Source organism: Moraxella oculi (genome assembly GCF_023336735.1).
In the GTDB taxonomy this organism is placed as follows: domain Bacteria; phylum Pseudomonadota; class Gammaproteobacteria; order Pseudomonadales; family Moraxellaceae; genus Moraxella; species Moraxella oculi.
On record NZ_JAMBAQ010000010.1, the window covers coordinates 14,338 to 27,577 of the forward strand.

A 13,240-nucleotide genomic window follows, 5' to 3' on the forward strand; every position below is an offset into this window, starting at 1 on the left:
ACTCCGATTCTTTATTTGAATGATGGTTAAAGTTCATTAAGATTGGTAGGCTGTTGTTTAGGATTTTTATCATACAGTGCTTGCATCAGTTGTGGCAACTTAGCATCATCGCCTGATTTTTTTACCACTTTGATGGCAATTTTGATCAATTGCTCATGCCAATCGGTTATCGGCACGACATCAACCAAACGCTGTAAAATCATTCCAGCTTGAGTGATTTCATTGTTCTGAACCAATCGAGTCAGCACATCTTGATAGATTGTCAAATTGAGACTGCCACCATGAATGGCACGATAAAACGCCTCATCAGCACGCTGGATATCACCAAGCTTTTGCCATGTCAAACCCAAGTTTTCAAGTGCTTGAATGCGGCCATCATAACCCAAACGACTGCCCGCCTGCTCAAAATACCCAATCGCATCATGCAACCGCCCAATTTGCACCAAATAAACACCGTAGTTGTTATAGGCACGCATGAAATTGGGATCAAGACGCATCGCTTCACGAAAAAAAGCATCGGCCTTATCTAAGTTTTGCTGACTGCCTTCGACCTGCAACACCACACCCATCATGTCATGGCTGGGTGCAAAGCGTGCATCTGCGATGATTGCCATATCAAGCTGTCTTTTAGCTTCATCTAAGTTACCCGCCAAAACATACTGTCCAGCCATTTGGGTACGAATGTTTGCCAATGATGTTTTGTCAGAGTGCTCAATCGTTTGGCATGCCATCAAAACCAGCACAACACCAAACAAGCTGGCTCTAACCAACATGGTTAATATGTGTTTCATGCAACCAAACAATCTCATCATTCTAGCAAGTCTTTTGTTATTTTACCAATCATTTCTCATCATGTGGTTGCCTGACGCTTTTGAACGCTTTCTTTCCATTGTTTGGCCCGGCGAGTTCTATCCGCCACTTGACCCACCAGCTGTCCGCATGCCGCATCAATGTCATCGCCACGGGTTTGGCGAGTGGTACAGACATAGCCTGCATTATTCAAAATATTGCTAAAAGTGTGAATACGATTATTGCTTGAGCGTGCATATGGCGCATGAGGAAATGGATTGAATGGAATCAAGTTAATCTTACTTGGCAACCCTTCAAGCAATCGAGCCAGCTGATGGGCATGTTCATCACTGTCATTCACGCCAGCCAACATGACATACTCAATGGTTACATGCTTTTTATGGCGTGGATTTTCATCATGCACATAAGATTTGGCGGCTTTTATCAACTCTGCCAATGGGTACTTTTTATTGATTGGTACAAGTTCATTACGAAGCTCATCGTTTGGTGCGTGAAGTGATATTGCCAGCGAAACATCAATGTCTTTGGCCAGTTCATACATTTTAGGTACAATGCCAGAAGTGGAAAGTGTAACACGGCGTTTTGACAGACCAAAAGCATGATCATCTAGCATCAAGCTCATGCTTTTAACCACAGGCTGATAGTTTAATAATGGCTCCCCCATGCCCATCATCACCACATTGGTTACACGGTTTTCACGAGCCGTCGGTGCCACATCTTCCATATAGGATTGATTAGCAACCCATAGCTGACCGATGATTTCGCTGGCATTCAAATCTCTTTCAAAACCCTGCTTTCCTGTACTACAAAAAGAACAGTCAAGCGCACAGCCTACCTGCGAGCTGATACATAAGGTTTTGCGTCCAAATTGCTTGCCATCTTCAGCAGGAATCAGCACCGTTTCAACAAGCGACCCTCCAGCCACCTCAAACACCCATTTACGAGTGCCGTCTTCACTAAATTGCTTAAACTTAACTGCAGGCGGTGTGATATGCGCAACTTCATCAAGTTTTTCTTGTAGTTTTTTTGATATGTTCGTCATCTCAAAAAAGTCAGTAACACCGAATTGATAAATCCATTTCATCAATTGAGTTGCACGAAACGACTTTTCTCCAAGCGACACAAAAAAGTCAGCCAGCTCTTGCTTGGACATGCCAAGCAGGTTGATTTTTTGAGTGTCGTGATTGCCATATTTTTGTTCAGGCAGTGTTGATGTTTTGATGAGAGACAGTTTTGTCATAAGACCTTGCTATTTTATCCAGCTATCGCTTTTGTTGCCAATATAAGCGGTTCATTATACTAAAATTTTCATTTAAAGTCATTTTTTTCTAGGCAATGTTTCACCATGGATTAGCCAAGCATTAACGCAATAAAAACAGCCCATCCAACGATGAGCTGCCTTATTGTCCTTGCGACAAATTAGCGAGTGCGTGGGAAAATCTCATCAGCACCAAAGAAATAAGCAATTTCACGCTCAGCAGAAGTTGTACTGTCTGAACCGTGTGCTGCATTTTCATCAATGCTTACCGCAAAATCAGCACGAATGGTGCCTTGTGCAGCTTCGGCAGGATTGGTCGCACCCAAAATATCACGGTGAGCCAATACGGCATTTTCACCTTCTAGCACAGACACCACCACAGGACCTGAGGTCATGAAAGACACCAAGTCATTAAAAAAACCACGCTCCTTATGCTCAGCGTAAAAACCTTCGGCCTCTTCACGAGTAAGATGCTTATATTTTACCGCTACTGGTTTCAGACCTGCTTTTTCAAAACGAGCGATGATTTCACCAATGTGATTTTTACCCACTGCATCTGGCTTAATGATAGATAAAGTGCGTTCAATAGCCATGATCATTCCTTAAAGTTTAAAAGTTTAAAAAGACAATCCCATGTCATCTGCATGAGATTAATGGCATTATAGCAAATAATCACACACTTTTGCAAAAGTTGTCAAGAGAATATAAAACAGTTGCACCAAAAGCGATTGCTTCCTAAAAATTTTACAGTTAGGTTGGAATTTTTGTTATAATCTGTTTAAATTATCTACCAAGCGAGTTTTTTATGGGCTTTAACTGTGGCATCGTAGGCTTGCCAAATGTTGGCAAATCCACCCTTTTTAACGCATTGACCAAAGCTGGCATTGCTGCTGAGAATTTTCCTTTTTGCACCAAAGATCCCAATACAGGCATCGTACCTGTTCCAGATCCACGCCTAAAACAACTCGCCCAGATCGTCAAGCCTGAACGCACCATTCCCACCTCAATGGAATTTGTGGATATTGCAGGGCTTGTGGCTGGTGCGTCCAAAGGCGAAGGCATGGGTAATCAGTTCCTTGCCAATATCCGTGAAACAGATGCCATCGCGCATGTGGTGCGTTGTTTTGATGATGATAATGTCATTCATGTGGACGGTCGTGTCAATCCTTTATCCGACATTGAGACAATCAACACCGAACTTGCTTTGGCAGATTTGGAGGCGGTAACTCGTGCCATCACCAACAACACCAAAAAAGCCAAAGGCGGTGATAAAGAGGCTCAGGCCGTACTGGCAGTGATGCAAAAGCTTGAACCATTTTTGGCAGATGGCAAACCTGCAAGAATGGCCAATCTTGATGATGATGAAAAAAAGCTCATCAAAAGTTATGGACTCATCACCCTAAAACCCGTCATGTACATCGCCAATGTTTCAGAAGATGGTTTTGAAAACAACCCACACCTAGACGCAGTCTGTGCATTCGCCCAATCAGACAACGCCATCGTAGTACCATTATGCAACCAAATTGAGGCAGAAATCGCCCAATTAGATGAAGATGAAAAAGCAGAATTTTTAGAAGGTATGGGTATGGCAGAAGCAGGTCTTGACCGTGTGATTCGTGCTGGCTATGAATTGCTAAAAATGCAAACTTACTTTACCGCAGGTGTCAAAGAAGTGCGTGCATGGACCGTACCCGTGGGTGCTACTGCACCAGAGGCGGCAGGTGTGATTCATACCGATTTTGAACGAGGCTTCATCCGTGCTGAAGTCATCGCTTTTGACGATTTCATCACCCATGGTGGTGAGAAAGGTGCAGCGGCTGCAGGCAAATCTCGCTTAGAAGGCAAAACCTATGTCGTGCAAGATGGCGATGTGATGCATTTTAGGTTTAATGTGTGATATCGCATAACAAATCACCCCAGGCGGGTGATTTTATTTGCCTATTGTAAAGCATGTTTAAAGTTTTAAAACGGTGTGGGCATGGCAACCGCATTCATCAAAAATAATACCAACCATCATCACTAATTTTTTCCACTCAATTTCAAAACTGATTGGATTTTTTTAGCTGGTCCATTCACGACGGATTGGTGCTTTATTTGGATTTTGATGTGTGCTATACTGTGAATGTTATATGATATCTTTTTTTAAGGTTTGACACAATGAATAAGCAACGCTCTGCTAAAATTTACACCCTACCCTTGATTGCCCTACTTGGTCTGAGTCTTGTCGCCTGCCAAAAGTCGAATGATCAGCCTGTCGAAGAAGTCAATACAACCAACACCACTGAAGTTGTAAAAGACACCGAATATCATCATGATGATGCCCATGAGACACACGATCATGACCATGAAGATCATGACGAACATGAGCATCATCACGCTTTAGGAGATGAATATCAGTGCAATGATGGCAAGAGCGTCCAGATTTCAGTTCATAAACACACTGACGGCGATATTGAAGCACATGCCACCTTGGATGATATCACTTACGATTTAGAACCCAAAGGCGATAATAAATATCACACTGATGACGGTTTCGACGACAAAGACATGACTTTAACCATGAATGCTGACAAAGCAGTCTTTATAGACAAAGATGGTGCTACACTGCTTTCTTGCAAAAAGTCCTAACCCAATCGCCATTAAACCCCATCAAATATTTGATGGGGTTTTTAAGATTTAACAATACATTTGTGCTTTTTTAATTTCATTGGTTAATAACATCTTGCCAGACGATGACTCTCATAAGAGCATTGGCGTTTTTAGGCTTGTTTTGCTATAATGTTGGGTTGGTGCCTTACTAACAGCAGTGCCTTTTAAAGTGTTTGTTTGATATTGTTATAGCGTCGTTATTTGACGCTCGTCATCCCAAGGAAAGCAATTATGGTTGAAAAAGCAACGGTAGAAAAAGCCACCACTCGTGAACAAAAAAAACGACAAACTCGTCAAGCCTTTTTTAATGCCGTGCTTGATTTGTGCATGACAGGTCAAGGGTATGGCTCAATCAGTTTACGCCAAGTTACGCGTGAAGTGGGCGTTGTCCCAACTGCCTTTTATCGCCATTTTGACGACATGGAAAGCCTTGGCAAAGCACTGGTCGAAGATGAGCTGGGCGATGCAATGGCAACTTTGCGTGAGCACATGCAACTGGGTAAAAAACGCAGTTTTGAGCGACAAATCGCTAAAAGCGTGCAGTTATTCTTTAAAGCTGTGGACGCACAGCCACGCTACTGGCAGTTTATCGCCAGTGAAAGATTTGGCGGCTCGGAGGCGGTGCGTGATGCCATCAGTGAGCAGATTAAGTTTTTTGCCAAAGTGATGAGTGATGACTTAGCCCTACAACCTGCTTTTGGGCACATCAATGCCAAAGACCGCTATCTTTTGGCGGAGATTGGGGTTAATCTGAGCTTTTCTTGGATCATTGATTGGCTTGAATTGACCTATATTCCAAGCCTTACTGAAGAATATGATGAAGAGCAGCCACTCCCTGCTGGCCTGGAAAATAAAAAGAAAGCCATGTTGCATCACTGTACTCGTCAAATGCAGATGTTGCTGTACGGTGCGTACAACTGGAAGTCAAATCAAGAAACAGTCATAGACTGACACCATTCATTCTAAGCAACATAACTACCGATCGTCTGATGACAATCGTTTTTTTGACCGTTCTAATTGTTGTGAACATTTCATCGTTGAGCCATGCCTTATTTACATCGTCCAAAATCCCACCACCCCACCCAAGATAATCAGCGTTTATTGCGCGTCGTCTCCATCAATGTCAATGGATTGCGTGCGGCCGAAAAAAAGGGGCTGTTTGACTGGCTAGAATCGAGCGAAGCGGACATCGTCTGCATGCAAGAAACTCGCATCACCCATGAACAATGGACAGATCAGTTCAAGCCAAAAGGCTGGCATGCAGCACTATTTCCTGCTGAACGCGCAGGCTATGCAGGTACAGCGATTTATAGTCGATTGCCAATGTCCTCCATCAATCGTGGACTTGGCTTTGAGGTTGCCGACTCACAAGGTCGCTTTATTACTGCAGAAGTAGACTTAGGGCTTGATCAATCTGCATTCATCTCATCGCTATACTTACCCTCTGGCTCATCAGGCGACGAAGCCCAAGCTCGTAAAGATGTGTTTTTAGAAAATTATCAACACATTCTTAGACAATGGCGAGATGAAAAAAAGTCCATCATCGTATGTGGCGATTATAATATTGTGCATAAGCGGATTGACATAAAAAACTGGTCTAGCAACCAAAAAGCTTCTGGTTGCCTGCCACATGAACGAGCCTGGCTTGATCACATTTATGATGATTTGGGTTATGTTGATGCTTTTCGAATCGCATGTAAGGAATCAGATGTTTATTCTTGGTGGTTCAATCGTGGTCAAGCACGCATGAAAAATGTCGGCTGGCGTATTGACTATCAGGTATGTTCGCCTGATTGGGGCGAACGCGTGGTTGGTGCTTGGGTGTATAAAGACACTTGGTTTTCTGACCATGCCCCTGTGGTCATTGACTACCTAATTACAATCCCTTAACCTAAAAAACACAAACCAAAGTATACCAACACACATAAAATATGGCATAATACCATCAATCCACGCATGCATCATTCATGAATGCGTATGTATTTACAACCCAACAAAGGAGATAGCTAATGGCATTTCAAGATATGGTCGGTCAAAAAGTACCAAGTGTTACTTTTCACACCCGTCAAGGCGACAGCTGGGTCGACATAAGCACTGATGAATTATTTAATGACAAAAAAGTCGTTGTGTTTTCATTGCCTGGTGCATTCACCCCAACTTGTTCATCAACACATCTGCCAAGATACAATGAGTTGGCTGGCGAATTTAAAAAACTTGGCATTGATGACATCATCTGTATGTCAGTCAATGATACTTTTGTGATGAACGCATGGGCTGCCGATCAAGAATGTGATAATATCCGTGTCATTCCAGATGGTAACGGTGAATTTACCAAAGGCATGGGGCGTCTGGTAAATAAAGACAATTTAGGGTTTGGTTCACGCTCATGGCGTTATTCCATGCTGGTAGAAGATGGCACCATCGTCAAAATTTTTGATGAGCCAGAAAAAGATGGCGACCCATTTGAAGTATCTGACGCTGATACCATGATCCGCCATTTAGACAGCGATTGGCAAGACAAGCCCTCAATCACCATCATCACCAAGCCTGGCTGCCCGCATTGCACCAAAGCCAAGGCAGCCTTAGATGAACGAGGTCTGACTTATGAAGAAATCGTACTGGGTCGTGATGCATCAATGACCTCCATAAGAGCAATTACAGGTCTTGAAAGTGCGCCACAAATATTCATCGGTGGCAAACACATTGGTGGTAATGATGAGTTTCAAGCTTATCTTGCCAGCGATGAATGCACGCTATAAGCATAAAAAAGAGATGGTTGTTTACCATCTCTTTTTTTCATCTTCGATCATCATCTCACTCATGCTTGATACCGATCAAATTAATGGACTTTTTAAGAAATCGCTTTTATCAACACATTTTTTCCAATAGCACATACTGCGCATCATGAATGGTTTTGCCATCATGATGCACCTGATTCCATTCACCACGCCCATCAAGTTCCCACGCCTGTACATTATCTTGCAGATAATTCATCAAGCCATCTTGGTAGATTGTTTTGAATAATTTACCGTCCAATATTGGAAAAGCCACCTCCACACGATGCAGAAGATTTCTATCCATCAAATCAGCACTTGAACAAAACAGGCGTTCATGACCGCCATGATCTTTATCGTTGGCAAAATAGTACACACGCGTATGCTCTAAGAATCGTCCAACCACAGAACGCACTCGGATATTTTCTGAAAGACCTTTAACCTGTGGGCGTAAACAACAAATAGAACGAACAATCAAATCAATCTTAACACCCGCACTGCTCGCCTCATACAGCTTATTGATGATTTTTCGTTCAGTGATGGCATTACACTTCATGATAATCCGCCCTTTTTTGCCATTTTTAACATGGCGAATCTCATCATCAATCATGTGCATCAAGCCATCATGTAAGGTAAAAGGAGCATGCAAAATCTGATGTGATGGCATTGGACGACCCATACCTGTCAACTGGACAAAAACACCATGTACATCTTCGCAAATCTGCCTGTTGGCAGTAAATAATCCATAATCTGTATAAGCTTTGGCATTGCCAGCGTGATAATTACCCGTACCCAAATGGGCGTAACGGCGAATCTCATCTGCTTCTCTACGAACAATCAGCATCAGCTTGGCATGTGTCTTATAACCCACCACACCATACACCACCACCGCACCTGCTTCTTGTAACATGTTGGCGACAGCGATGTTACTCGCTTCATCAAATCTCGCTCGCAATTCAATGATCGCCGTTACCTCTTTGCCATTTCTTGCAGCAGCAGCCAGTGCTTGGACAATCTCTGAATTCGTTCCAGAGCGGTAAATCGTCTGCTTGATGGCAAGCACATTAGGGTCATTCGCTGCTTGCCACAGCAAATTGACGACAGGAGTGAAAGCATGGAATGGGTGATGCACCAACACATCTTGTTTTTTAATGACATCAAACATGGATAAACCTTCTTTAGCGACACGCACCGTCTCTATGCCACGAAAGGCTTTGGGAATGGTATGTACAAACGGAGAGAATTTAAGTTTTGGCTCATCAAAACTGGTAAGCATGCGCGTCAAATTGACTGGCCCATTGACACGATATAATTGACTGTCATCAAGCTCAAATTGTTGTAATAAAAACTCATATGTTTCTTTTGGGCAGTTCGTAGTTACCTCTAAACGCACTTTATGCCCAAAACGACGATTATCCAACTCACCCTCCAATGCTTTTGCCAAATCTTCCACATCATCAGATAAGGCAAGGTCGGCATTACGAGTGAGTCGGAACTGATGACAGCCTGTCACCTTCATACCCAAAAATAATTCAGCGACATGCTCATGAATGACGGCAGAAAGCATCACATGATGATCTTTACCGCCAGTCAGCTCATCGGGCAGACGAATTACCCGTGGTAACGACCGTGGGGCAGGCACAATGGCACGGTTGATGTCTCGACCAAACGCATCTTTACCCTCAAGACTGACAATGAAATTTAAGGATTTATTAACCAGTCTGGGGAAAGGGTGTGCAGGATCAATGCTGATTGGCGTCAGTACTGGCAACACTTGTTGAAAGAAATATTCTCTCATCCATGCTTTTTGTGCATTCGTCAGCTCATGGCGTTTTAGATAACGAATGTCTGCTTTGGCAAGCTCTGGCAAAATCTCTTCATTTAAAATACGATATTGCTCTTCGACCGCACGATGAGCCACTTGACTGATTTCTGCCAAAATCTCGGACGGTTTACGACCATCAATACTGCTGGATTTGTCTCCATTTTTCATTTTTTGAATGAGTCCTGCCACACGAATTTCAAAAAACTCATCCATATTTGATGAAAAGATGATCAAAAAAAACATTCTTTCAAGCAATGGGTGGCGTGGGTTGAGTGCCTGTGCAAGAACCCTTAGTTGAAAACGCAATGTGGATAAATCACGGTTAATGTAACACTCAGGAGTATAATGACCACTCTCATTTTTAATGGGTGTGATTTCATGCAGTCGATTAGGTGGCGGTGCCGTACCCAACACGCTTTGCATGGCTTGCTGCTCGATGCTTGGTGCATTTTTTTCAGCAGACTGAGGGTTAAGTTTACTTTGCTCATGCTTGTTGTTAATCACTTTTTTCTCCTGATGTTAGCTACTGGATTTTTGTCAGTTTAATGACTTTGACATGTTAAGCTGAACGCGGTATCCTCACACCTTGCATGCGGCGTAAGATGATGCGTTGTTTTTTGCGTAGCCTTTTGGCATTTTGGTTTTTTTGAAAATATTTGGGATTTGGCAACATGCTGATGAGTAATGCTGATTGTTCATTAGAAAGATTTTTGGCAGACTTACCGTAATAATGCTGTGCCGCCGCCTCTATGCCGTAAATACCCTCACCAAACTCCACGACATTCAAATACACTTCTAAGATACGCTTTTTATCCCAAATACTCTCCATCATGACCACAATCACCGCCTCTTCAGCCTTACGAATGTATGAGCGATGCGATGTCAAAAACAGATTTTTGGCAAGCTGCTGACTAATGGTAGAACCACCCCTTGAAATCCGTCCTGTCGCCTCATTACGCCTGATGGCGTCTTCCATGCTTTGAAAATCAAAGCCATTATGTTCATTAAAAGTACTGTCTTCGCTGGCGATGGCAGCCTGTTTGGCGGACTTGGCAATGTCATCATAACCCACCCATCTTTGAGTTACTGTACCACCACTCAAACGGTGGGTCATCATGAACGCCGATTCGGTCACAGGCACGACCCTACCAATGCCAAGCAATGCCGCCACCATGACATTAAAAAATACAATAATCGCCAAAATGGGCATAAAAACCCATCGAAACAGTCTTTTCAACACACTAACAGCCTTATTTTACGATATAATGACAAAAAGATTGTCAAGCATCATCACATTTAACAGTATTCATCAATCATTGTACACCATTTTTAGCATTTGTCTTATGAATCGTCATGTTTTTAGCACGCATTTAACCAACCTAGCCCACGATCGCTTTGCTCTAACACAGCTCAAACCACAAGAATTTGCCAATCTTTACCATCAAATCATCAACTCTTTTAACATCACGGCAGATGGTCAGGATTGGTATTTGATTGGCACTGATGGCTGCCACTTGTGTGATGAGATTGCCAGCTTGTTACATCAAATCAAGCAAACACGCCCATTGCCCCACATTCATCATCTAGAACTCATCGATTCGCAAGACGATACAGTCATCAACGGCTTAGGGGTGTTAATCCCCATACTACTCACCCCAAAACAGCTATTATGCTATCCTTTTGGCATCATGGATATCTTGACACTACATACCCATGATTGATGACGCATCATGAATGCCCATCACATTTAACCCGCTAACTGATGATGCAACACCACTCACAATGACCATTTTTGTTAAAAAATAACAAAAAATAAATGAGATGTATTCCTTTTTATTAAAAAAGCAAGTACAATACTGACACATTTAAGTAGCTGTTTTTCCGTTGCTTTTATTTTATACAGATGACATTGATCTAATAAAACCAAACCGTCACCTGTACCGTCATGAGATTTTTAGCGTGCCGTTCACGGACACATGGAGCACAACTTTTATGCTTACCCTTTTGGCATTATTGCCCATTTTGATTGTTTTTGTACTGCTGGTTGTGATGCGATTGCCTGCCAAGATTGCCATGGCGATTGCTTATCTATCAACAGCCGCACTGTCTTATTTTGTTTGGCATACCAGCGGCTATCAAGTCGCTGCCGCCACCATTCATGGCGTATTGACTGCGGTGAATGTTCTTTTCATCGTATTTTCCGCTGTTTTATTACTCAACACCATCAAAGAATCTGGTGCCATCGTCAGCATTCGACAAGGGTTTATGGGCATCTCCGCCGACCGCCGTGTGCAGATGATTATCGTAGCATGGCTCTTTGGCTCACTCATTGAAGGCTCAACAGGCTGGGGTACACCATCAGCGGTCGGTGCACCTTTATTACTGGCATTAGGTTTTCCTGCAATGGCGTGCGTCATGGCCATTCTCATCATTCAATCCACGCCTGTGTCCTATGGTGCGGTAGGCACGCCCATTTTGATTGGTGTGAATTCTGGTCTAGAAAACAAAGCAGATGTGAGTGCTGCTCTCACCGAAAAAGGCATTGCCTTCGGAGACTACATCGTTCATATCGGTGCGAATGTGGGTTTTATTCATGCCACCATCGGATTCTTAATTCCATTAATCCTATGTGGATTTTTGACAAGATTTTTTGGAGAAAAACGCTCATTCACAGAGGGCTTGAAAGCAGCTCCGTTTGCAATTTTTGCAGGTCTTGCCTTTACCATTCCTTATTATCTGACTGCCAAATTCATCGGCCCTGAACTACCATCATTGGTTGGCTCCATCGTTGGTCTGGCCATCGTTGTGCCTGCGGCAAAATATGGATTTTTAACACCAAAAGAAATCTTTGATTTTGCCAGTCGTGATCAATGGGAAGATGATTGGAAAGGTACGCTTGCCCCAACAAATGTCGACATTAATGAAACAGCCAAACATTCTATATTGCGTGCGTTCATGCCTTATCTGCTGGTGATTGGTATCTTGATTGCCACACGCACGATCAAGCCACTCAAATCATGGCTGACCGACAACGCTGTCATTACTTTTAGTAACATTTTAGATACTTCAATCACCAACAAAACCCAGCTGTTATACTCTCCTGCTGCGGTGCTGTTGTTTGTATCCATCATCTGCATCATTATGTTTGGCATGAAAGGCAGTGAGGTAAAAAGAAGTTGGAGTGCCTCTGGCAAAACCATGCTTGCTGCCGCGCCTGCACTGCTGTTCTCAATTCCAATGGTGCAGGTCTTCATCAACTCTGGTACACCAGCAGATGTTGCAGAGCCAATTCTTGCCATGCCAAGAGTCTTGGCAATTGGTGCAGCAGATGTATTTGCTGGCATGTGGCCAATCGTATCGCCTTGGATTGGTGCGCTTGGTGCGTTCATTGCAGGTTCAAACACCGTATCAAACATGATGTTTTCTCATTTCCAATGGAGTACCGCTACTCAAATCAATTTGGACGCCATTGAAGCTGCTAAGGTTGTTGCCTTGCAAGCAATCGGTGGTGCAGCAGGAAACATGATCAGCGTGCATAATGTCGTCGCTGCCTGTGCGGTGGTTGGCATGGTAAACCGTGAAGGTCTCATCATTCGCAAAACCTTGATCGCCATGACTTATTATGTCATTCAAGCTGGCATGATTGGTATGGCCATCATCTTTAATCCGATGTGGTGGATTGGTGCTGTCATTTGGCCCATCGTATTTTTTAGTCTGATGTCAAAATCAGGTGCGAAAGCCTAATCATGTCATCATCAATAAGAACAGGTTTGCTCATCAAGCCTGTTCTTATTTTTAGTAAGTTGCATACAAACACAACAAAATTATTAGAATTTTTAATCAAAAAGCGTTAAAATACCCTACATTCATTACTGTTTTTTAATGACCACACCCAATATTTTTTTAAGTTGGGTAAAATTAAAA

The 13,240-nt window shown here is 43.0% G+C and carries 12 protein-coding genes; 7 read left to right on the top strand and 5 right to left on the bottom strand.

All coding sequences use genetic code 11. The features are described 5' to 3' along the window. Positions 1-26: 26 nt before the first annotated feature. From M2R47_RS05835 to ndk, 3 genes are all read right to left on the bottom strand, one after another. Complete coding sequence (locus tag M2R47_RS05835; protein ID WP_249100282.1) at positions 27-791, bottom strand: pilus assembly protein PilW; 765 nt, start codon at positions 789-791, stop codon at positions 27-29. 59 nt (positions 792-850) lie between these two features. Then, the gene (gene rlmN / locus M2R47_RS05840) at positions 851-2,050 is read right to left on the bottom strand and encodes a dual-specificity RNA methyltransferase RlmN (RefSeq protein ID WP_249100284.1); all 1,200 of its coding nucleotides are present in this window, start codon (positions 2,048-2,050) and stop codon (positions 851-853) included. Positions 2,051-2,229: 179 nt separating this feature from the next. Beyond that, entirely contained in the window at positions 2,230-2,661 is a 432-nt protein-coding gene (gene ndk / locus M2R47_RS05845; protein ID WP_249100287.1) for a nucleoside-diphosphate kinase, read from the bottom strand. A 212-nt stretch (positions 2,662-2,873) separates the two neighbouring features. On the opposite strand from ndk, the gene ychF reads away from it, so the two are divergent. From ychF to M2R47_RS05870, 5 genes are all read left to right on the top strand, one after another. Further along, the gene (gene ychF / locus M2R47_RS05850; RefSeq protein WP_249100291.1) at positions 2,874-3,965 is read left to right on the top strand and encodes a redox-regulated ATPase YchF; all 1,092 of its coding nucleotides are present in this window, start codon (positions 2,874-2,876) and stop codon (positions 3,963-3,965) included. 260 nt (positions 3,966-4,225) lie between these two features. Continuing rightward, positions 4,226-4,696, top strand: coding sequence for a hypothetical protein (locus M2R47_RS05855; protein ID WP_249100294.1), 471 nt, complete (start codon positions 4,226-4,228; stop codon positions 4,694-4,696). Positions 4,697-4,948: 252 nt separating this feature from the next. Next, positions 4,949-5,668, top strand: coding sequence for a TetR family transcriptional regulator (locus M2R47_RS05860; RefSeq protein WP_249100297.1), 720 nt, complete (start codon positions 4,949-4,951; stop codon positions 5,666-5,668). 93 nt (positions 5,669-5,761) lie between these two features. Further along, positions 5,762-6,607, top strand: coding sequence for an exodeoxyribonuclease III (locus M2R47_RS05865; protein ID WP_249100300.1), 846 nt, complete (start codon positions 5,762-5,764; stop codon positions 6,605-6,607). Positions 6,608-6,726: 119 nt separating this feature from the next. Then, positions 6,727-7,476: a glutathione peroxidase gene (locus tag M2R47_RS05870; protein ID WP_249100301.1), complete on the top strand. Its 750-nt coding sequence runs from the start codon at positions 6,727-6,729 to the stop codon at positions 7,474-7,476. A 109-nt stretch (positions 7,477-7,585) separates the two neighbouring features. Here the strand turns inward: M2R47_RS05870 and ppk1 are convergent, their stop codons facing one another. After that, a complete protein-coding gene (gene ppk1, locus M2R47_RS05875; RefSeq protein ID WP_249100462.1) occupies positions 7,586-9,739 on the bottom strand; it encodes a polyphosphate kinase 1 in 2,154 nt (717 codons plus the stop codon). Positions 9,740-9,875: 136 nt separating this feature from the next. Continuing rightward, on the bottom strand, positions 9,876-10,526 hold the full coding sequence (mtgA, locus tag M2R47_RS05880) for a monofunctional biosynthetic peptidoglycan transglycosylase (protein ID WP_249100303.1): 651 nt from the start codon (positions 10,524-10,526) through the stop codon (positions 9,876-9,878). Positions 10,527-10,659: 133 nt separating this feature from the next. On the opposite strand from mtgA, the gene M2R47_RS05885 reads away from it, so the two are divergent. Next, on the top strand, positions 10,660-11,037 hold the full coding sequence (locus M2R47_RS05885; protein WP_249100305.1) for a hypothetical protein: 378 nt from the start codon (positions 10,660-10,662) through the stop codon (positions 11,035-11,037). 271 nt (positions 11,038-11,308) lie between these two features. Further along, positions 11,309-13,060 (top strand): L-lactate permease, encoded by a 1,752-nt coding sequence (locus M2R47_RS05890; protein ID WP_249100308.1) that lies wholly within the window; start codon positions 11,309-11,311, stop codon positions 13,058-13,060. The last annotated feature ends 180 nt before the right edge of the window (positions 13,061-13,240 follow it).

Excerpts from the sequence above, each read along its gene's own strand:
- M2R47_RS05870 (WP_249100301.1), top strand. The coding sequence starts at position 6,727 with ATGGCATTTCAAGATATGGTCGGTCAAAAAGTACCAAGTGTTACTTTT.
- ychF (WP_249100291.1), top strand. The coding sequence starts at position 2,874 with ATGGGCTTTAACTGTGGCATCGTAGGCTTGCCAAATGTTGGCAAATCC.
- M2R47_RS05860 (WP_249100297.1), top strand. The coding sequence starts at position 4,949 with ATGGTTGAAAAAGCAACGGTAGAAAAAGCCACCACTCGTGAACAAAAA.
- M2R47_RS05865 (WP_249100300.1), top strand. The coding sequence starts at position 5,762 with ATGCCTTATTTACATCGTCCAAAATCCCACCACCCCACCCAAGATAAT.
- M2R47_RS05835 (WP_249100282.1), bottom strand. The coding sequence starts at position 791 with ATGAAACACATATTAACCATGTTGGTTAGAGCCAGCTTGTTTGGTGTT.
- M2R47_RS05885 (WP_249100305.1), top strand. The coding sequence starts at position 10,660 with ATGAATCGTCATGTTTTTAGCACGCATTTAACCAACCTAGCCCACGAT.
- mtgA (WP_249100303.1), bottom strand. The coding sequence starts at position 10,526 with ATGCCCATTTTGGCGATTATTGTATTTTTTAATGTCATGGTGGCGGCA.
- ppk1 (WP_249100462.1), bottom strand. The coding sequence starts at position 9,739 with ATGCAAAGCGTGTTGGGTACGGCACCGCCACCTAATCGACTGCATGAA.
- rlmN (WP_249100284.1), bottom strand. The coding sequence starts at position 2,050 with ATGACAAAACTGTCTCTCATCAAAACATCAACACTGCCTGAACAAAAA.
- M2R47_RS05855 (WP_249100294.1), top strand. The coding sequence starts at position 4,226 with ATGAATAAGCAACGCTCTGCTAAAATTTACACCCTACCCTTGATTGCC.
- M2R47_RS05890 (WP_249100308.1), top strand. The coding sequence starts at position 11,309 with ATGCTTACCCTTTTGGCATTATTGCCCATTTTGATTGTTTTTGTACTG.
- ndk (WP_249100287.1), bottom strand. The coding sequence starts at position 2,661 with ATGGCTATTGAACGCACTTTATCTATCATTAAGCCAGATGCAGTGGGT.